At 65.8% G+C, this 19,506-nt stretch carries 14 protein-coding genes; 10 read left to right on the forward strand and 4 right to left on the reverse strand.

The genetic code is table 11. From position 1 onward, the window contains the following. Nucleotides 1–140 precede the first annotated feature (140 nt). Nucleotides 141–3,362 (forward strand): EAL domain-containing protein, encoded by a 3,222-nt coding sequence (locus G3N97_RS16075; protein ID WP_241030619.1) that lies wholly within the window; start codon nt 141–143, stop codon nt 3,360–3,362. A gap of 77 nt (nt 3,363–3,439) precedes the next feature. On the opposite strand, the gene G3N97_RS16080 is transcribed toward G3N97_RS16075, so the two are convergent. Beyond that, a complete protein-coding gene (locus G3N97_RS16080; RefSeq protein WP_065059357.1) occupies nt 3,440–3,844 on the reverse strand; it encodes an acyl-CoA thioesterase in 405 nt (134 codons plus the stop codon). Between the two features lie 305 nt (nt 3,845–4,149). Between G3N97_RS16080 and G3N97_RS16085 the strand changes: the two genes are divergently transcribed. Next, entirely contained in the window at nt 4,150–6,063 is a 1,914-nt protein-coding gene (locus G3N97_RS16085) for an ABC transporter ATP-binding protein/permease (RefSeq protein ID WP_205994121.1), read from the forward strand. A gap of 73 nt (nt 6,064–6,136) precedes the next feature. On the opposite strand, the gene murU is transcribed toward G3N97_RS16085, so the two are convergent. Both murU and G3N97_RS16095 read right to left on the reverse strand, forming a co-directional pair. Beyond that, a complete protein-coding gene (gene murU, locus G3N97_RS16090) occupies nt 6,137–6,838 on the reverse strand; it encodes an N-acetylmuramate alpha-1-phosphate uridylyltransferase MurU (RefSeq protein ID WP_205994141.1) in 702 nt (233 codons plus the stop codon). 72 nt (nt 6,839–6,910) lie between these two features. After that, entirely contained in the window at nt 6,911–7,972 is a 1,062-nt protein-coding gene (locus tag G3N97_RS16095) for a phosphotransferase (protein WP_205994122.1), read from the reverse strand. A gap of 273 nt (nt 7,973–8,245) precedes the next feature. Here G3N97_RS16095 and G3N97_RS16100 point away from each other — a divergent pair, with 273 nt between their 5' ends. From G3N97_RS16100 to rsmA, 4 genes are all read left to right on the forward strand, one after another. Then, nucleotides 8,246–10,633, forward strand: coding sequence for an LPS-assembly protein LptD (locus tag G3N97_RS16100; protein ID WP_205994123.1), 2,388 nt, complete (start codon nt 8,246–8,248; stop codon nt 10,631–10,633). Between the two features lie 85 nt (nt 10,634–10,718). Beyond that, entirely contained in the window at nt 10,719–12,089 is a 1,371-nt protein-coding gene (locus G3N97_RS16105; protein ID WP_205994124.1) for a peptidylprolyl isomerase, read from the forward strand. A gap of 20 nt (nt 12,090–12,109) precedes the next feature. After that, nucleotides 12,110–13,132, forward strand: coding sequence for a 4-hydroxythreonine-4-phosphate dehydrogenase PdxA (gene pdxA / locus G3N97_RS16110; RefSeq protein WP_205994125.1), 1,023 nt, complete (start codon nt 12,110–12,112; stop codon nt 13,130–13,132). Between the two features lie 23 nt (nt 13,133–13,155). Next, complete coding sequence (gene rsmA / locus G3N97_RS16115) at nt 13,156–13,980, forward strand: 16S rRNA (adenine(1518)-N(6)/adenine(1519)-N(6))-dimethyltransferase RsmA (RefSeq protein ID WP_065059350.1); 825 nt, start codon at nt 13,156–13,158, stop codon at nt 13,978–13,980. Nucleotides 13,981–14,073: 93 nt separating this feature from the next. On the opposite strand, the gene panE is transcribed toward rsmA, so the two are convergent. Continuing rightward, nucleotides 14,074–15,024: a 2-dehydropantoate 2-reductase gene (panE, locus tag G3N97_RS16120; RefSeq protein WP_205994126.1), complete on the reverse strand. Its 951-nt coding sequence runs from the start codon at nt 15,022–15,024 to the stop codon at nt 14,074–14,076. 219 nt (nt 15,025–15,243) lie between these two features. On the opposite strand from panE, the gene gloA reads away from it, so the two are divergent. From gloA to G3N97_RS16140, 4 genes are all read left to right on the forward strand, one after another. Further along, nucleotides 15,244–15,627, forward strand: coding sequence for a lactoylglutathione lyase (gene gloA, locus G3N97_RS16125; protein WP_027817916.1), 384 nt, complete (start codon nt 15,244–15,246; stop codon nt 15,625–15,627). A gap of 722 nt (nt 15,628–16,349) precedes the next feature. Beyond that, a complete protein-coding gene (locus tag G3N97_RS16130) occupies nt 16,350–17,759 on the forward strand; it encodes an undecaprenyl-phosphate glucose phosphotransferase (protein WP_205994127.1) in 1,410 nt (469 codons plus the stop codon). Between the two features lie 17 nt (nt 17,760–17,776). After that, on the forward strand, nt 17,777–19,069 hold the full coding sequence (locus tag G3N97_RS16135) for a polysaccharide biosynthesis/export family protein (RefSeq protein ID WP_346778070.1): 1,293 nt from the start codon (nt 17,777–17,779) through the stop codon (nt 19,067–19,069). After that, nucleotides 19,066–19,506, forward strand: a complete 441-nt coding sequence (locus G3N97_RS16140; RefSeq protein WP_205994128.1) for a low molecular weight protein-tyrosine-phosphatase — start codon at nt 19,066–19,068, stop codon at nt 19,504–19,506. The genes G3N97_RS16135 and G3N97_RS16140 overlap by 4 nt, the downstream gene beginning before the upstream one ends.

A 19,506-nucleotide genomic window follows, 5' to 3' on the forward strand; every position in this document is an offset into this window, starting at 1 on the left:
CGGTGGCTGTTGCGGCTTCCGCGGCTTCTGCGGCTGCGGCCAGCGCGCCGCCGGTTGCCGCCGCGCCGACTCCGGCACCTGTCGTGGCGCACACGCCGCGTGCTCCTGCTGTGGCTGCGTCCAACGCTCATCGACGTGCGATGAATGCGAACAAGCCGCACGCCCGCGCGTCGGGTCCGGGCCACATCCGGCCGATTGCCGCGACGCTGGGCGAGGGCGATGCGGGCTCAGTGTTCGCGCCGATGTCAGGCGTTGTCGCGCTGCGAGTCGCCGCGCCTGCGCAGAGTCTTGCGTCGCCTTACGCGTCCGGCGCGGTTGTCGGTGCGGCGAACCTCGCCACGCCGTATGCGACGGCGGGCACGATTACGCCGGCGCGCCCGCTGACGTCGCCGTATGCTGCAGTGGGCACGTCTGCCGGACGCACGGCGAGTCTCGCCGAACCGTATGCGGCCACGTCGTCGCCGCACGCGTCGAACCTTGCCGAGCCGTATGCCGCCGCGCCGAACGCGTCAACCAGCGCGTCAACCAACGCATCAACAAGCACACAAACCAGCGCATCCCCCACGCAACTCGCCGCCGCGCCAACCCCAGCGCAGGTCGTCGCGCAGCCGCTCGCCGCCACGCCGGCCTTCGCGTCCACGGCTGCGTGGATCGCGAGCGAGTACATGCGCCTCGACGGCCGCGCCGATCGCATCGACGCGAAGCTGTCCGCGCTGCAGGGCGAGCAGGATCTCGCGCTGGCGGGCACGCTGGCGGAATCCGCGCGCGCGGGCAGCCGCGCCTCGATCCTGCTGATCGTGACGATGCTCGCGGGCGCGACGCTGCTCATCTACACGTTCGGCGTGCGCGAGAACGCGGCGCGCGAAAAGCTGCGCGCGCTCGCCGGGCTGCGTCAGCGTAACGAGCGCTTTCAGGGCCTGTTCGACGCGCATCCGGTGCCGATGTATGTGTTCGATCGCGAGACGCTGCGCTTTCTCGCCGTCAACACGGCGGCGATCCAGCAGTACGGTTTCAGCGAGGAGGAATTCCTCGCGATGACGATTCGCGACATCCGTCCGCAAGACGACGTCACGCGGCTCGAACAGCATCTCGCGCGCTCGGACACGCTCACGCAGAACATCCGCACGATGGCCGGCATCTGGCATCACGTGCGCCGCGATGGCACGCTCATCAGCGCCGACATCTCGCATCATTCGCTGAGCTTTCAGGGCCGCGCGGCCGTGTTCGTGCTCGCCGACGACGTGACCGAGCAGATCAAGGCCGAAGTCGAGGCGCAGCGCTCGAACCAGATGCTCGAGACGGTGATCGACAACATTCCGCAGCGCATTTTCTGGAAGGACGCCGAGTCGCGCTATCTCGGCTGCAACATGACGTTCGCGCGCGACGCGGGTCTCGCGTATCCCGAGCAGATCGTCGGCAAGACCGACGACGATCTGCCGTGGCGCGCTTACGCCGAGTCGATGCGCGCGCAGGATCGCGAGGTGATCGTCGCGGGCCTGCCGCGCCTGAACTTCGAAGAGGACCTCACGATCGACGGGCTGCATCGCACGACGATCACGAGCAAGCTGCCGCTGCTCGACGGCGACGGCCGCGTGATGGGCGTGCTCGGCACCTATTCCGATACGACCGAAAGCAAGCGCGCCGATCTTGCGCTGCGTCTGCAAAGCCGCGCGCTCGACGCCTGCGTGAACGCGATTCTGATCACCGGGCCGGGGCCGGGCGGCAGCAATCTGATCGAGTACGCGAACCCGGCGTTCCGCCGCATCACGGGCTACGATCCCGCCGAAGTGGTCGGTCAGGACAGCCGTCTGCTGCAACGCGACGACCGCGATCAGGACGGCCTCGTGGCGATCCGCCAGGCGCTGATGTCGAACCGCGAGGTGAGCGCCGTGCTGCGCAATTACCGCAAGGACGGCGCGCTGTTCTGGAATCAGCTGCTGATTGCGCCGGTGCCCGATCTCGACGGGCGCATCACGCATCACATCGGCATCATCAACGACGTGACCGAGCTGATCCGCTATCAGGAGCAGCTCGAATATCAGGCGAATTACGACAGCCTCACGCTGCTGCCCAACCGCAATCTGCTGCGCGACCGCCTGCAGCAGGCGCTGGTGTCGGCGCAACGGCACGAGCGCGGCGTGGCGGTGGTGTTCATCGACCTCGACGGCTTCAAGAACGTCAACGACAGTCTCGGCCACAGCGTCGGCGACCGGCTGCTCGGCGTGGTCGCCGAACGGCTCACGCGCTGCACGCGCACGAGCGACACGGTCGCGCGCCACGGCGGCGACGAGTTCGTGATCGTGCTGACCGACACCATCGACGAAAAATCGCTGATCAACTGGATGGAGCGCGCGCGCTCGATGATTTCGGAGCCGGTGCTGATCGACGGCACCGAGCTTTATGTCGGGTGCAGCCTGGGCGCGAGCGTGTTCCCGCAGGACGGCAACGACGCCGAGGCGCTGCTCAAGAAGGCCGACGTCGCCATGTACCGCGCCAAGGAACTGGGTCGCAACACGTTCCAGTTCTATCAGCCGGAGATGAACGCAGCCGCGGGCGCGCGGATGGATCTCGAGCGGCGTTTGCGCCGCGCGCTGCGTGACGGCGAGTTCCTGCTGCACTATCAGCCGCAGGTGGATATCGGCAGCGGGCGCATCGTCGGCATGGAAGCGCTGGTGCGCTGGCTCGATCCGGAAGCCGGGCTGATCTCGCCGGCGAAGTTCATTCCGATCGCCGAGGAAAGCGGCCTGATCGGTCCGCTGTCCGACTGGGTGCTGCGCGAGGCGTGCCGCCAGAATCGCGCGTGGCAGGACGCCGGGCTACCGAACGTGCGGGTGTCGGTGAATCTGTCGGCGAAGACCTTCCACCAGCGCGACATCGCCGAGCTGGTGAAAGGCGTGCTCGACGAGACGGGGCTCGCACCGTGCTGGCTCGAACTCGAACTCACGGAAAGCACGCTGATGCGCAACGCGGAGGAGGCGGTGTCGATGCTCAACGCGCTGCACGAGCAGGGCGTGGGGATCGCGATCGACGACTTCGGCACCGGCTATTCGAGCCTGAGCTATCTGAAGCGCCTGCCCGTGGACCGGCTCAAGATCGACCGCTCGTTCGTGTCCGATATCGGCACGAGCGGCGACGACGAGACCATCACGGCGGCCATCATCGCGCTCGCGCACGAGTTGCGTCTGCAGGTGATCGCGGAGGGCGTGGAGACGTCGCAACAGTTCGCGTTCCTGCGCGAACGCGCGTGCGACGAGTTGCAGGGTTTCTTCTTCGCGCCGCCGTTGCCGGGACCCGAAGTGGCCACGCTGCTGGGTGCGAGCGCGTCGTACGAGGAAGGCGCGGCGCTCGCGTGGACGCAGTAAAGCGGGTCCTTTGAAGCCGGTCCTGCGAAGCGGTTTCGGCGCAAGCCCGGCGTCGTGCGAGGCTTGCGCGCGCGACGTCAGGCCGCGGGTTCGACGGGCGGCAGCGCGCGCGGACGGCGGTCGGTGCCGGTCGCCACGTAGGTGAGCGTCGCTTCGGTCACCTTGACGACTTCTTCCGCGAGCCGCATGCGCTGGGCGTACACCTCGACCTCGACGGTCACCGAGGTGTTGCCGGTCTTGACGATATCCGCGTAAAAACTCAGCAGATCGCCGACGAACACCGGCTGCTTGAACACGAACGAGTTCACGGCGACGGTTGCCACGCGGCCGTTGGCGCGGCGGCTTGCCGGGATCGAGCCGGCGATGTCGACCTGCGACATGATCCAGCCGCCGAACACGTCGCCATGCACGTTGGCGTCCGAAGGTTGCGGCACGACGCGCAGCGCGGGCGACTTCTGGGGGAGCGGGAAGGAATCGGTCATCGGGTGTCCGTCAAAGAATAAAAGCGGGGAAGGAACGGCGTGGCCGATGGATCGACGGCCCGTGCAGACCGGGCGCCCTCAGCGGCGCGTGCCGCCTTCTGCGACAATACGGTGATCAGGAATTGTACGGGAAAGCAGCAGGCGGGGCGGGCGGCCAGAAAGGCGCGTCGGCCTCGAATCGGCCCACCATGGAGGCCTGCGCCGAACCCGTCGTTCACGCGATCAAACGCGTCCCCCAATCTCGCCGTGCGCCGCGCTACGACCTGTTGTCGTGTGCCGCGCCGCACGCTCATTGCCGTTTGCCCATGCGCCGTTTTCCCGCTTCCAACGAACCTGCGCCGCCCAACGCCGGGCCGCGCAACGACTGGCAGACCATCGTCTCGCTGCTGCCCTATCTCACCGCCTACAAGTGGCGCGTGGCGTTCGCGCTCACCTGCCTGATCGGCGCGAAGGTGGCCAATCTGGGCGTGCCCATCGTGATGAAGCACATCGTCGACGGTCTCGCGCCCGTGCAGCATCTGACCGCGCTCGGCCGCGCCGAGCACGCGCCGGGCATCGTGCTGATGGGCGGCGTCGGGCTGCTGGTGGTGGCGTATGCGGCGGTGCGGCTTTCGACTTCGCTGTTCACCGAACTGCGCGAAATCCTCTTCTCGAAGGTCACCGAGAGCGCCGTGCGCCAGCTCGCGCTCAAGGTGTTCCGCCATCTGCATGCGCTCTCGCTGCGCTTTCATCTGGAGCGGCAGACGGGCGGCATGTCGCGCGATATCGAACGCGGCACGCGCGGCATCACGCAGCTCATTTCGTATTCGCTCTACAGCATCTTGCCGACGCTCGTGGAAGTCGGCCTCGTGCTGATCTTTTTCACCGTGAAATACGAGGCGTATTACGCGATCGTCACGCTGTGCGCGCTGGCCGCGTACATCGTCTTCACGGTGAAGGTGACCGAGTGGCGCACGCATTTTCGCCGCACGATGAACGAACTCGATTCGCGCGCGAACTCGCGTGCGATCGATTCGCTGATCAACTACGAGACGGTGAAGTACTTCGGCAACGAAGAGTGGGAGACGAAGCGTTACGACGAGAATCTGCACCGCTATCGCGCGGCGGCGATCAAGTCGCAGCATTCGCTGTCGGCGCTGAACTTCGGGCAGCAGGCGATTATCGGCACGGGGCTCGTGTTCATTCTCTGGCGCGCGACCCAGGGCGTGATGGCGGGCAAGCTCACGCTCGGCGACCTCGTGCTCATCAACACGTTCATGCTGCAGCTCTACATTCCGCTGAATTTTCTCGGCGTGGTGTATCGCGAACTGAAGCAGAGCCTCACCGACATGGACCGCATGTTCACGCTGCTCACGGTCGCGCGCGAAGTGCCCGACGTGCCCAATGCGCCCGCGCTCGCGGTGCGCGGCGGCGAGGTGCGCTTCACGCACGTCGACTTCGCCTATGAGCCGTCGCGGCAGATCCTGCACGACGTGAGCTTCACGATTGCCGCGGGTACGACGACGGCGGTGGTGGGCCACAGCGGCTCGGGCAAGTCGACGCTCGCGCGCCTGTTGTTCCGCTTCTACGATCTCGATCGCGCCGCGGGCGGCACGATCACGATCGACGGCCAGGATATCCGCGACGTGACGCAGGATTCGCTGCGCGCGTCGATCGGCATCGTGCCGCAGGACACCGTGCTGTTCAACGATTCGATCTACTACAACATCGCGTATGGCCGGCCGTCGGCGAGCCGCGAGGAAGTGATCGCGGCGGCGCGCGCGGCGCATATTCACGCGTTCATCGAGAGCTTGCCGAAGGGCTATGACACGCCCGTGGGCGAGCGCGGTCTGAAGCTCTCGGGCGGCGAGAAGCAGCGCGTGGCGATCGCGCGCACGCTGCTCAAGAATCCGCCGATCCTGTTGTTCGACGAGGCGACGTCGGCGCTCGATTCGCGTTCGGAGCGCGCGATTCAGCATGAACTCGATTCGATCGCGCGCGACCGCACGACGCTCGTGATCGCGCACCGGCTGTCGACCGTCGTGCACGCCGAGCAGATCATCGTGATGGATCACGGACGTATCGTCGAACGCGGCACGCACGACGAACTGCTGCGCACGCAGGGGCATTACGCGCAGATGTGGGCGCTACAGCAGCAGAAGGCCAGCGAGCCTGTGCAAGCCGATCAGGTTGCTCAGGTGGATCAGCGCGTGGCGGCGCCCGCGAACGGGGCGCATTGACGTGGTGTGAAGGTGCGGCGCGCGCCGTTCGTGCCCTGGCTCGTCCGGCGCGCGTGTGTATACCGATGGAGACTCAGCGCGGCGTTTTTGCGCGCAATTCCTCGTCGAGCGCCGCGAGTTGCGCGGGCGTGCCGACGTTTTCCCAGCGGCCTTCGAACAGCTCGCCGCTCGCGCGCCGCGCCGCGATGGTTTCACGGTAGTACGGCGTGAGCGCGCGCTTCGTGCCGCGCGGCAGGTCGCGGAACATGCGCGTGTCGTAAAGCCCGATGCTGCCGAACGTGCAGCGCGGCGCGCCGTCCAGCGCGAGCACGCCGTCGGCGCCCAGCGTGAAATCGCCGTTCGCGTGGAACGGCGGGTTCGGCACCATCACCAGATGCATGCCGGGCAGCGCGGCTGCCGCGAGCGTCTCGGCCGGCGCATCGAGTCGCGCGACATCGAAATCGCTGTAAATATCGCCGGCCACGCCCAGAAACACGCACGGCTCGGCGCCGTTTTCGAGCAGCGGCAGCGCCTGCGCGATGCCGCCCGCGGTTTCCAGCGCCTCGTGCTCGGGTGAGTAGAGCAGACGCACGCCGAAGCGCGCGCCGTCGCCGAGCGCCGCTTCGAGCCGCTCGCCGAGCCACGCATGATTGATGACGATGCGCGTGTAGCCCGCCGCCGCGAGGCGCTCGATCTGCCACACGATCAGCGGCTTGCCGCCGGCTTCGAGCAGCGGTTTCGGACAGGTGTCGGTGAGCGGGCGCATGCGCTCGCCGCGCCCGGCGGCGAAGATCATCGCCGTACGCTCGAAGCGGGCGCGCGTCATGGAATCGGCCTTGTCATGAAGTTGCAATGAAGAGGGGCAGGCTCAGAACGTATAGCCGGTTTCGACCGCCGTACCGCGCAGTTCGTCGATGAAGCGCGCGAACGGCACGAGCGGACGGTAGCGGTGCGCGACCTTGCTCGCGTAATCGAGAAAGCGCGGCAGGTCGGCCATGTAATGCGGCTTGCCGTCGCGATAGTTGATGCGGCAGAACAGGCCCAGCACCTTGATGTGGCGTTGCAGGCCCATCCATTCGAGCTGGCGGTAGAACTCGCCGAAGTCGGGATCGACGGGCAGGCCGGCCTTTTTCGCGCGTTCCCAGTAATGCGCAAAGCAATCGAGCTCGAACTCCTCGTCCCAGCTCAGGAAGGCGTCGCGCAGCAGCGAGGCGACGTCGTAGGTGATCGGCCCTTCCACGGCGTCCTGGAAGTCGAGCACGCCGGGGTTCGGCGTGGCGATCATCAGGTTGCGCGGCATGAAATCGCGCAGCATGAACACCTGCGGCTGGGCGCGCGCGCTCGCGATCAGCAGCGCGAAGGTGCGGTCGAGCATGGCGCGCGTGGCGTCGTCGACCTTGCGGCCCAGGTGGCGCTCCAGAAACCACTCCGGCAGCAGCTCCATCTCGCGGCGCAGGAAGGCTTCGTCGAAGACCGGCAGCACGCCCGGTTTCGTTTCGAGCTGGAAGCGGATCAGCGCGTCGAGCGCGTCGTGCATCAGCGCGCGCGAGCGCGGGCCGGGACCGGCTTCGGTCAGCGCGGCGAGATAGGACGCGGTGCCGAGATCGGTCACCAGCATCAGCCCGGCGTCGTAATCGACCTCCAGCACGCGCGGCACGTGCACGCCGGCCTGTTCGAGCAGTTGCGCGACCTGGACGAACTCGCGGCATTTTTCGGGCGGCGGGGCGTCGACCGCGATCAGCGTCGCGCCGTGCGCGCCGGCGCTGGCGAGGCGGAAATAGCGGCGAAAGCTTGCGTCGGCGGAGGCGGGCGCGAGCGTGGACAGGTCGAGGGCGTACTGTTGCGCATGGCCGGACAGCCAGGCGGCGAGCAGGTCGCGGCGGCCGTCGGAGGACGACGGCGCGGCGTTTGGCGGAGCAGGGAAGGTCATGTAACCGGAAGCAAAATCAGTGGAACAACGTCTTGCCATATAATACCCCACGACTTTTTTGACGCGACTCGCGCCAAAGCCCGCATGACGGTTCGCCCCCGCCGCACTGATGCCCAGTCCATCGTCCGATGAATTGTGAATATTGGTGCGTGCAGTTGCCTTGTACGCCTCGTTTGCCGCCGGTCCGGTTTCTCGCCCGGAGCGGCGCCGGGGCGCGAAAGGCGGCGGCCGGGACAGCGGGCAGGCGGCCGGGCCGATACGCCAAAACCATACATGCCGCCCAGACAGTTTTTCCAGACGATCTCCAACAGTGACGACGGCGTGCCGGGCAAGCGGCGGCTCATCGCGGCGCTCGTGGCCATGCCGGGTCTCGTGCCTGTGCTCGCGCACGCCCAGCTCGCGGGCGACGCCGCGCAGGCCGTGCCGCTGGACGGCGCGTGGAGTCTGCGCCTCGCGCCGCAGCTCGAGGACATCCCGGCCGTTCCCGGCCATCGTCCGGCCACGTTCATCCTCGGCGACTCGACCACCGGCACCTCGGGCACCGACGCCGCCGTCAAGGGCTCGGCCGAGCTGCGCCAGGGCGGGAACATCGTCAAGGGCGACGCGCTGCATTACGACGTCGACACCGACATGGCCAACGCGTATGGCAATGTCACCGTCGTGGAGAACGGCACCAGCTTCACCGGTCCTGAAGCGCACCTGCAGATCGGCGCGAGCGAAGGCTTCATGCCGACGCCGAAGTACCATTTTTCGATGACGGGCGGCTCCGGCAGCGCGGAGCGCGCCGACCTGCTCGACAACGAGCGCTCGGTGCTCACGAACGGTACCTATACGGCCTGCCAGTGCTCGACGAATCCCGCCTGGTACATCAAGGGCACGGAGTTCGACTTCGACACGGGCGCCGACGAAGGCGTCGCGCATAACAGCGTGCTGTTCTTCCAGAACGTGCCGATCTTCGCGAGCCCGTGGATCTCGTTCCCGCTCTCGGGCGACCGCCGCAGCGGCCTCCTGCCGCCGACGTTCTCGCTCAGCTCGACGAACGGCTACGAAATCGCGCTGCCGTATTACTTCAACATCGCGCCGAACCGCGACTTCACGTTCACGCCCGAGCTCATCACGAAGCGCGGCGTGTTCCTGCAGGGCAACTACCGGTATCTGTCGGCCAATTACTCGGGCTCGATCACCGGCACGTTCCTGCCCGACGACGCGATCACGAAGACCAACCGCTACGCGCTGTTCATCCAGCACAACCAGAACTTCGGCAACGGGTTCGGCGGTTACATCTACTACAACAAGGTCTCGGACAACACCTATCCGGAAGACCTGGCGTCGCCGGCCAACCAGTTCCTGAACGGCACCCAGCTGCTGTACCAGCAGGAAGCCGGCGTCACCTACAACAACGGGCCGTGGTCTGTGCTCGGCCGCTATCAGCACTGGCAGACGCTGTATCCGTCGGTCGCGCCGTATGGCCGCGAGCCCGAGCTGAACGTGAAGTACGCGAAGTACAACGTCGGCGGCTTCGACTACGGCATGGAAGCCGACTACTCGCGCTTCCGCATCACCGAGGACGACGCAACCGAAGGCGACCGCGTCGTCTTCAATCCGTACCTGTCGTATTCGCTGATGGGGCCGGGTTACTTTGTCACGCCGAAGGTGCAGTGGCACTTCGCGTCGTACAACCTGAGCAACATCGGCACGCCGGGCACGACGTTCGGCTCGCCGGTCGGCACGCCCAAGAGCTTCACCGAATCGGTTCCCACCTTCAGCTTCGACACGGGCCTCGTGTTCGACCGCTCGGTGCATCTGTTCGGCCAGGACTACATCCAGACCCTGGAGCCGCGTCTGTACTATGTGTACACGCCTTACCGCAACCAGGAGTTCGCGCCCCTTTTCGACACCGCCGAGGCCGACTTCGGGCTCGCGGAGATCTTCACGCCGAACACCTTCGTCGGCAACGACCGCATCGCCGACGCGAACCGCCTGACGGCCGCGATCACCACGCGTTTCCTCGACCCGGCCACGGGCGACGAGCGCGCGCGTTTCGTGCTCGCGCAGCAGTACTATTTCAGCGACCAGCGCGTCACGCTCACGCAGGATCAGACGACCACGGGCGCGGCGCATTCGGACCTGATCGCCGGTATGTCTCTGAAAGTCGGGGGCGGTTTCGCGTCGGAAACTGCGTTCCAATATAATGCCGACGATAATCGTCTGGAGAAGGCGAGCGTCGGTTTTGGCTACAGCCCGGGTCCGAGCCGCGTGCTCAACGTCGCGTACCGTTACACGCGCGAAAACAACACCACGCTCGACAACCAGCCGATCAACCAGATCCTGATCTCGGCCCAATGGCCGTTTTCGCACCGGGTGTACGCTGTGGGCCGCTTCAACTACGATCTGAACGGTCATCGGATCGTCGACGGTCTGCTGGGCATGCAGTACGACGCAGATTGCTGGGCGCTGGGCGTGGGTATCCAGCGCTACGCGAACGGGATCAACACGACGGGCGGCAACAATTCGGCCACGCGTTTTCTCGCACAGCTCACGCTCAAGGGGCTGTCGAACGTCGACAACGGGCTGGTGGCGGCGTTCAAGGCCAGCGTGCCGGGTTACACGGCGCTGCCGGGCCAGCCGCCGTTGCCGTCGCGCTTCACGGACTATCAATGACGCGCCATCCGGTCCGATGGACCGGCACGGCGCGCAGTGGGTTGCTTAGAGACGGGCGAAGCTGCCCGCCAACTTTGGAGTATCTGTGGGAATCATGAAAAAGCTTCGACTGGCAGCGTACGCTGCGAGCCTCTTCGCCGTCGCAGGACTGTTGCCGGCCGCGCCGGCGCAAGCACAGCAACTGTCGGCCCCGAGCGGCCAGACTGTCGACACGATTGCCGCGATCGTCAACGATGGCGTGATCACGCAACGCGAACTCGACGAGCGCGCCGCGCTCATCACGCGCCGCCTGACTCAGCAGAACGCGCCGGTGCCGCCCACCGACCAGCTGCGCGCGCAGGTCCTGAACCAGATGGTGCTCGAACGCATCCAGCTGCAAAAGGCGAAGGAGGACGGCATCACCATCGACGACGCCTCCGTGAACCGCACGCTCGAGCGCCTCGCGCAGGCCAACGGCATGGATCTCGCGACCTATCGCTCGCGCATCGAAGCCGCCGGCGTGCCCTGGTCGACGTTCACGCGCGACGCGCGCACCGAACTCACGCTCTCGAAGCTGCGCGAGAAGGAAGTGGACAGCAAGATCTCGGTGTCGGACGCCGAAGTCGCGAACTACATCGCCAGCCAGCGTGGACCGAACGCGGGCCAGCAAAGCGACCTGCACTTCGAGCACATCTTCATCAAGGCGCCGCTGAACGCGTCGGAAACCGACATCGAAGCCGCACAGAAGAAGGCCGACGCGCTCCTGAAGGAAGCGCAGTCAGGCAGCAAGTTCTCGAGCCTCGCGAAGTCGAACTCACAGGCGCCGGACGCCAGCAAGGGCGGCGACATGGGCTTCCTCGCGCCGTCGAAGCTGCCGCAGGAATTCGTGACCGCGGCGTCCACGCTGCGCCCGGGCGAGATCAACCCTTCGGTGATCCGCACCAGCGACGGCTTTGAAATCGTTCGCCTCGTCGAGCGCCGCCAGGGTCAGGGCACGAGCGCATCCGCGCCGCAACTGGTGCAGACGCACGTGCGCCACATCCTGCTGCGCGTGGGCGACGGCATGTCCGAACCGGAAGCGCGCCAGAAGCTGCTGGAAATCCGCCGTGAAGTGGCGGCGGGCGGCGACTTCGCCAAGTTCGCGCGGACCTACTCGCAGGACGGCTCGGCTTCGCAGGGCGGCGACCTCGGCTGGATCAGCCCGGGTGAAACCGTGCCGGAATTCGAGCGCGCCATGAACACGCTGCAGGACGGCCAGCTCAGCGAGCCGGTCCGCACCGAATACGGCTACCACCTGATCCAGGTGCTGGGCCGCCGCGAAGCGGAAGGCTCGGTTGCGCAGCAGATGGATCTCGCGCGTCAGGCCATCGGCCAGCGCAAGGCGGAACAGGCCTACGCCGACTGGCTGCGCCAGCTGCGTGACAGCGCCTACGTCGACTACAAGATCAGCGGCATGACGCCGCCGCAGCAACACTGATCGATCCAAGGACGCACGCCGTGAACGCCCCCGCTTCTTCGACTTCAGCTCCGCGGGGGCCGCGGCCGCTCCGCATCGCCATCACGACCGGCGAGCCGGCCGGCGTCGGTCCCGAACTCACCGCCGCCGCCCTCGCGGGCGCCTCGGCGCACTGGCCCGGCGCCGAATTCGTGGTGCTGGCCGATCAAACCCTCATGGCGGCGCGCGCCGCCGCCGTGGGCGTCGACTGGGCAGCCGTGCTGGCGGGCGGCAAGGTCAGCGTGGAACACGTGGCGCTCGCCGCGCCCGCGCCGGCCGGTAAGCTCGACGCCGCCAACGGTCCCTATGTGCTCGCCTTGCTCGACCGCGCCATCGACGGCGCCGTGGCGCAGGACTACGACGCCATCGTCACCGCGCCGCTGCAGAAGAGCACGATCAACGACGCCGGCGTGCCGTTCACCGGCCACACCGAATATCTCGCCGAACGCACGCATACGCCGCGCGTGGTGATGATGCTCGCGGGCACCGGCGCGCGGCCGCTGCGCGTGGCGCTCGCGACCACGCATCTGCCGCTCAAGGACGTCTCGGCGGCGCTGACGATCGACGGTCTCGTCGAAACGCTGCGTATCATCGACCACGACCTGCGCCACCATTTCGGCGTGCCCACGCCGCGCATTCTCGTCACCGGGCTGAATCCGCACGCGGGCGAGAACGGTTATCTGGGCCGCGAGGAAATCGACACCATTTCGCCCGCGCTGGCCAAGGCCGCGGCCGAGGGCATCGACGCGCGCGGTCCGTATCCCGCCGACACGCTGTTCCAGCCGCGCTATCTGAAAGACGCCGACTGCGTGCTGGCGATGTTCCACGATCAGGGCCTGCCGGTCCTGAAATACGCGACGTTCGGGGAGGGCATCAACGTGACGCTGGGCCTGCCGATCGTGCGCACCTCGGTCGATCATGGCACCGCGCTCGACCTCGCCGGCACGGGCCGCGCGGACGCGGGCAGCCTGATCGCCGCCATCGACACGGCGGTTTCGATGGCGCGCCACCGGCGCACCGTCTGACCGCCGTTACTGATTTCACGAAGATGTCCAATAGCAGCAGCAAGCACCAGGGCCACTTCGCGCGCAAGCGCTTCGGCCAGAACTTCCTCGTCGACACCGGCGTGATCGACTCGATCGTCGACGTCATTCGCCCGCAGCGCGGCGAACGCATGGTCGAGATCGGGCCGGGCCTCGGCGCGCTCACCGCGCCGCTCATCGAACGCCTCGCCACGCCCGAAGCGCCGCTGCATGCGGTCGAACTCGACCGCGACCTGATCGGGCGTCTCACGAAGAAGTTCGGGCCGCTGCTCGAACTGCACGCGGGCGACGCGCTCGCTTTCGACTTCGGCTCGCTTGCCGCGCCGGGCGAGAAGCCGACGCTGCGCATCGTCGGCAATCTGCCGTACAACATTTCGAGCCCGCTGCTGTTTCACCTCGCCACGTTCGCCGAGCGTGTGATCGACCAGCATTTCATGCTGCAGAACGAAGTGGTCGAGCGCATGGTCGCGGAGCCGGGCACGAAGGCGTTCAGCCGCCTCACGGTGATGCTGCAGTACCGCTACGTGATGGACAAAATGCTCGACGTGCCGCCCGAGTCGTTCCAGCCGCCGCCGAAGGTGGATTCGGCGATTGTGCGCATGATTCCGTTCGCGCCGCACGAACTGCCGAAGGTCGACGCCGCGCTGCTCGGCGAGATGGTGACGGCCGCCTTCTCACAGCGTCGCAAGATGCTGCGCAACACGCTGTCGGACTATCGCGATCGCGTGGATTTCGACGCGCTCGGTTTCGACCTGCAACGCCGCGCCGAAGACGTGCCGGTGGACGAATACGTGCGCGTGGCGCAGGCGCTCGGCAACGCGCAAGCCTGACCAAGCCGCGGTACCGATAAAAAAGGCGCGATGGCTCTGGCCACCGCGCCTTTTGTTTTGCCGCGCGACGTCGGGACGCGCCGACGCGCTGCCTCAGCCTTCGCCGCGCACCGCCTCGTAGGCCTTGAGCTGGCTATAGACGATGCGCAGCACCGACAGCTCGCTCGACGCGCGCTGCGCCGCGCCGCCGCGGCGGATCAGGTCGCCGAGGATGTGATCGGCCTCGATGCGCGAGCCGTTCTGCACGTCGCGCAGCATCGACGCCGTGAGCGACGAGCCGGTGGCGAACAGCATGCCGCGCGAGCGTTCGAGGAAGCTGTCGCGTACCGCGTGACCGTGCTCGGCCGCGATCGCGCGGCATTCGGCGAAGATGCGCTCGATGGTCGCCGCGCCGTCGGGCGTTGCGACGATTGCGCCGATGGGCGCGCGAAAGAGGCAGGTGCTGCCCGCGAGCGAGGCGAGAAACACCCACTTTTCCCACATTTCCTGCAGGATGCGCTCGCTCGCCTTGATGATGAAGCCGGCGTTGCCGAAGGTATCGGCGATGGCCTGCGCACGCGCCGAGATGCCGCCGCCCAGTTCGCCGAACGTGATCGCCTGCGAGTCGTTCAGATGCACGATTTCGCGCTGCTCGTTGAGCGTGGACGCGATCAGACAGACGCCGCCGAGCACGGCCTGGGTGCCGAAGCGCGCCTGCAGCACGTCAAGATGACGCATGCCGTTGAGCAGCGGCAGGATGGCAGTATCGGGACCGACGGCGGCGGCGAACGAATCGATCGCGCTGTCGAGATCGTAGGCCTTGCAGCTGAGCAGCACGAGGTCGAACGGCTGCGTGCCGGGCGCTTCGAGCGCCTCGCGCGTGACCGTTTTCGGGTCGCGCAGCGTAAGGTCGCCCGCGTGCGGGCTGCGGATCACGAGACCGTGCTCGCGCATCTGCGCCGCGCGCGCGTCGCGCACGAGAAATGTCACATCGCGCCCGGCCGCGGCGAGCCGCCCGCCGAAATAGCCCCCAGTCGCCCCCGCACCTACCACCAGAATCCGCATATCGACTCCTTTCCATTCTTTCGTTGAACGCAAGCCAGACCGGACGCGCGCAGATGCGCCGCCCGGTGAAATCGGGATGGCGAACATGCTAGAGCAAATCGGACGGGCTTGCCTGGCGCGGTGGAGCGGTTGGGAGCGCGTGGAGGCGGCGTCGGCAGGGGCGGCGGGATTTTGGTACAGTCCGGGTTCTGACGTTGGCAAAAAACGGAGTCCACCACAATGCGCCTGCTGCACACGATGATCCGGGTCGGCGACCTCGACCGCTCGATCAAGTTCTACACCGAATTGCTCGGCATGAAACTGCTGCGCCGCGAAGACTATCCCGATGGCAAGTTCACGCTGGCGTTCGTCGGCTACACCGATGAGCGCGACGGCACCGTCATCGAACTGACGCACAACTGGGACACGCCGTCGTACGACCTCGGCACCGGTTTCGGCCATCTCGCGGTCGAAGTCGAAGACGCGTACGCCGCGTGCGCGAAGATCAAGGAGCAGGGCGGCACCGTGGTCCGCGAAGCCGGCCCGATGAAGCACGGCACGACGGTCATCGCGTTCGTCACCGACCCGGATGGGTACAAGATCGAGTTTATTCAGAAGAAGTAAGGATGAGCCGAGGCGGGGTCGGACTTATCCGATCCCGCTCCACGATTGCGGCCCCGCATTCGTTGATATATGTAAATCGCCCGCACGAAACAGAAAAAGAGAGCGCGATTTATATGAATTTAAAATTCCCCTCAGATTTAAGCGTATCGACACGCTAATTCTCATTTATTCGATATCGGTGTGCACGAGCCGGGGGTATTTCTTACCCGCATTCCGAATGATCAGATCGAGAGTCTTATAAAAATCATTCGGTTGGCTTCGTTTGTACAAATTGCGAACGTTGTCTTTACTCTGCGACTGCGCGAAGCCATGCGTTTCGAGACATCGCTGCGATGCTCGGCAAATTGCATTGCTTATCCAATTCGGATTGTTCCTATAGACCTCTCATGCCGTCCGGCAGAGACTTTCGCTCTCGCTCATTAACTAAAAACATCTGACGAACGCTCCGAGCGAAAGTCGATCCGGACCGGCGAGTGTGCTGGCCGGGTCGCGGAAGCCGTTATGTCGTTCGCGCATGCGTGCGCTTTCGTGCTTGCAGAGAGAGGGGGCGGATATGCAGGTGGTTCTTCTGGTAAGTAGTCCTTCTATTAGCTCTGTAGGCAGTGGTCGTGGCTGGAAATGTATCGAATGAGTCGTCTGCATGGGCGTGCCTGTTGGCAGGCTTCCTCGCGCAAACCCGCGCAGCATCTCGCGCGGCCACTCGAACATTCGACGAGTACGGTATGGACCTGTCTAGACAAAACGAGGTTGGCAAAACGCGTCGCCCAGCGCGCGCGCTTGCACGCCTGCTCGACGTGCTCTTGATCGTCGCGGGAGCCGTTATCGCTGCACGTGCGCACAGCGAAGCCGAACACACGGGCTACGACAGCGCACTGGTGGCGTTCACCTTGCTATTCGCCATGATGCTCTTTCCCGCATTCGACACACACCGTGGCGCAAGACGGCATCTGTTCTGGCGATGCGTGTGCGCGCCTGCGCTGGGCTGGTCGTTCGCGCTAGCTGGTGCGGTATTGCTTGTTTCCATCGTGCATCGTGCCTACCGGCCCGATGTGCTGTGGATTGCCGAGTGGGCGCTGATTTCCGGTGCGGGGCTCATTGCGTTCCGGCTGGCCGAATCCGCGCTGGGTTTGCGTCGCATGGAAAATGGCGCGCGCTCGCGCGCAGTCGCCATCGTGGGGAGCGGCGCGCACTGCCGCCAGTTGTTGCGCAAGGTCGAATCGACGTCGGACTCGCTTTACCGCGTCGCCACTATTTTCGACACTGGCCCGGATGCTGGCGCGGCGCCGGGCAACGTTCCGGCGTTTCGTGATCGCGAGGGCTTCGCGGCGTTTGTGCGACGCTATGGCGTCGAGGAGTTGTGGCTTGCGTTGCCGCTCGCCGAAGTCGAAACGATTTTGGGTTTCACCGGACTCTTTCGCAACGACCTGATCAACATTCGCTTTATTCCGGACGTGAGTGGTCTTGCCCTCTTCGACGGAGAGATGGTGAATCTTGAGGGCACGTCCGCGATCAATCTCGTGGGCTCGCCGCTTTCGTCCGACGCGCTCGCAAAAAAAGACGTCTTCGATCGCGTCTTCGCGTTCTGCGCGCTGCTCGGCCTCTCGCCGGTTTTGCTTGTCGTCGCGCTCGCCATCAAGCTGACGTCGCGCGGTCCGGTGCTCTTTACGCAGCGGCGCAAGGGCGCCAACGGCAAGGTCTTCAACATCTACAAATTCCGCAGCATGCGGGTGCACACGCAGACCGCAGGCGTCGTCAAGCAGGCGACGCGCAACGATCCGCGCATCACGCGCGTCGGTGCGTTTTTGCGCCGCACGAGCCTCGACGAACTGCCGCAGTTCTTCAACGTGCTGCGCGGCGAGATGTCGGTGGTCGGGCCGCGTCCCCATGCCATCGAGCACGACACGCTCTACCAGGACATCGTCGACGGCTATATCCACCGCTATCGCATCAAGCCTGGCATCACCGGCTGGGCGCAGGTGAACGGCTTTCGCGGGGAAACTGACCGCATCGAGAAGATGCAGGGGCGCGTCGAACACGATCTCTATTACCTCAGCAACTGGTCCTTCGGTCTCGACATGCGCATCGTGCTCATGACGGCCTTCAAGGGGCTCGTTCATCGCAACGCTTATTGACTAGCTGGAACGTAGAAGTGCTCAAACGAACGAAAACGCCGCCGGTCTTTGCGGCGCGCCAGACAAGCCTGCACGGCGCTATCCGGATTTCCGGCGTGGTCGCCGTCGTCGTGCTGTGCTCGATGCTCGGGGCGTGCGCGATCGCGCCGGGCATGCGCATGCTGACGTCGTCGATACAGACGCCGTGGAACACCGAACGAAACAGCAACGCCCAGGCGGACGCGCCTGCCACGAGCGCCGACGCACCACAAGCCGCCGGTGCGGAGGCCGAGCCTCCCGTCGTGCGCCCGACGCGCACGACCGAGGCTAGTGCCGCAGTGCCGGAAATCGCCGTCACCGAACTCGACGTTGCACTGGTCAAGCAGTTTCAGGACGCGCGTCTGGAGCAGCAGCGGCAGCAGGTCAGCCTGCTCTCGACCGCGCCGCAGGCCTACACGATTGGTGCGGGCGACGTGCTGCAAATCGTGGTCTGGGACCATCCGGAAATCGCGGCTGCTGTGGGTTCGACGCAATCGCAGGCGTCGACGCGTCCCGGTGATCCGTCATCGGGCTTTGTCGTCGATCAGTCCGGCGATCTGACTTTTCCGTATGCGGGAACGCTGCGCGTCGCGGGCTTGCGCACGGAAGAAGTGCAGCGCCGTTTGAGCGGCGCGCTGGCGAAGTACTTCGTCAAACCTCAGGTGACGGTGCGCATGGCGTCCTATCGCGCGCACGAAGTCTACGTCGACGGCGAAGTGCGCAGCCCCGGCGTGGTGGCCGTGAACGACGTGCCGATGTCGCTGTACGAAGCGATTTCACGAGCGGGCGGCTTTGCCGATTCCGCCGACCAGAGCGACCTCGCGCTGGTGCGCGGCGGCGCCACGCATCGCATCAATCTCACGCAGATGCTGGCGAGCGGGATCAGCCCGTCGCGCCTGTATCTGCAACCCGGCGACCTGCTGCGCGTGGTCGCGCGCGACGAAAACGACGTGTACGTCATGGGCGAGGTGAACAAGCCTATCTCGGCGATTCCGCGCCGCACGGGCCGCATCACGCTGGCCGATGCGCTCGCGCAGGCGGGCAGCGTCAATGCGTCGACCGCTGACGCCGCGCAGATGTTCGTGATTCGCGGTGCGCTGAACGGCACGCCGCAAGTCTTCCATCTCGACGGACGCTCGCCCGTGGCGATGCTGGTCGCGAAGGAGTTCGACCTTCAACCGAAGGACGTCGTGTACGTCGACGGCAACGCGCTGGTTCGCTTCAATCGCGTGCTGACGTTGTTGATACCGGCGATCAACGCCGGCCTTACTGCGGGGATCGTGGCGAAATGATCGATCGAGTTCTGGTGGTTTGTGAAGGCAATATCTGTCGCAGTCCGTTGGCTTGCGCGATGCTCGCCCAGGCTTTGCCCGAGATCGGTTTCAGCTCTGCTGGAACGCATGCGCTGGTGGGCGAGGGCGCGGACCCGCTCGTGCTCGAAATGGCGCGCGAGCGCGGCGTGTCGCTCGATGAACACGTGGCGGCTCCGCTAACCGACGAACGGGTGCGCGCCGCCGATCTTATTCTCACGATGACGAAAGTGCAGCGCGAGCAGATCGAGCTTGCCTGGCCGTACGCGCGCGGAAAGGTCTATCGACTCAACGAGGACGACGGCGTCGACGTGGTCGATCCCTATCGGCGTCATCGCGCGACGTTCGAACTGGCGTTCGCGCAAATCGAGCATGGCGTTGCGCATTGGCGCGATGTATTGGCAGGACTGGCTCACTGA

This window comes from Paraburkholderia sp. Ac-20347 (assembly GCF_017104805.1).
In the GTDB taxonomy this organism is placed as follows: domain Bacteria; phylum Pseudomonadota; class Gammaproteobacteria; order Burkholderiales; family Burkholderiaceae; genus Paraburkholderia; species Paraburkholderia tropica.

What these genes read in the sequence shown, in the direction of transcription:
- G3N97_RS16140 (WP_205994128.1), top strand. Translation starts at nt 19,066, where the DNA reads ATGATCGATCGAGTTCTGGTGGTTTGTGAAGGCAATATCTGTCGCAGT.
- panE (WP_205994126.1), bottom strand. Translation starts at nt 15,024, where the DNA reads ATGCGGATTCTGGTGGTAGGTGCGGGGGCGACTGGGGGCTATTTCGGC.
- G3N97_RS16095 (WP_205994122.1), bottom strand. Translation starts at nt 7,972, where the DNA reads ATGACCTTCCCTGCTCCGCCAAACGCCGCGCCGTCGTCCTCCGACGGC.
- gloA (WP_027817916.1), top strand. Translation starts at nt 15,244, where the DNA reads ATGCGCCTGCTGCACACGATGATCCGGGTCGGCGACCTCGACCGCTCG.
- G3N97_RS16075 (WP_241030619.1), top strand. Translation starts at nt 141, where the DNA reads ATGAATGCGAACAAGCCGCACGCCCGCGCGTCGGGTCCGGGCCACATC.
- murU (WP_205994141.1), bottom strand. Translation starts at nt 6,838, where the DNA reads ATGATCTTCGCCGCCGGGCGCGGCGAGCGCATGCGCCCGCTCACCGAC.
- G3N97_RS16085 (WP_205994121.1), top strand. Translation starts at nt 4,150, where the DNA reads ATGCGCCGTTTTCCCGCTTCCAACGAACCTGCGCCGCCCAACGCCGGG.
- rsmA (WP_065059350.1), top strand. Translation starts at nt 13,156, where the DNA reads ATGTCCAATAGCAGCAGCAAGCACCAGGGCCACTTCGCGCGCAAGCGC.
- G3N97_RS16130 (WP_205994127.1), top strand. Translation starts at nt 16,350, where the DNA reads ATGGACCTGTCTAGACAAAACGAGGTTGGCAAAACGCGTCGCCCAGCG.
- G3N97_RS16100 (WP_205994123.1), top strand. Translation starts at nt 8,246, where the DNA reads ATGCCGCCCAGACAGTTTTTCCAGACGATCTCCAACAGTGACGACGGC.
- G3N97_RS16080 (WP_065059357.1), bottom strand. Translation starts at nt 3,844, where the DNA reads ATGACCGATTCCTTCCCGCTCCCCCAGAAGTCGCCCGCGCTGCGCGTC.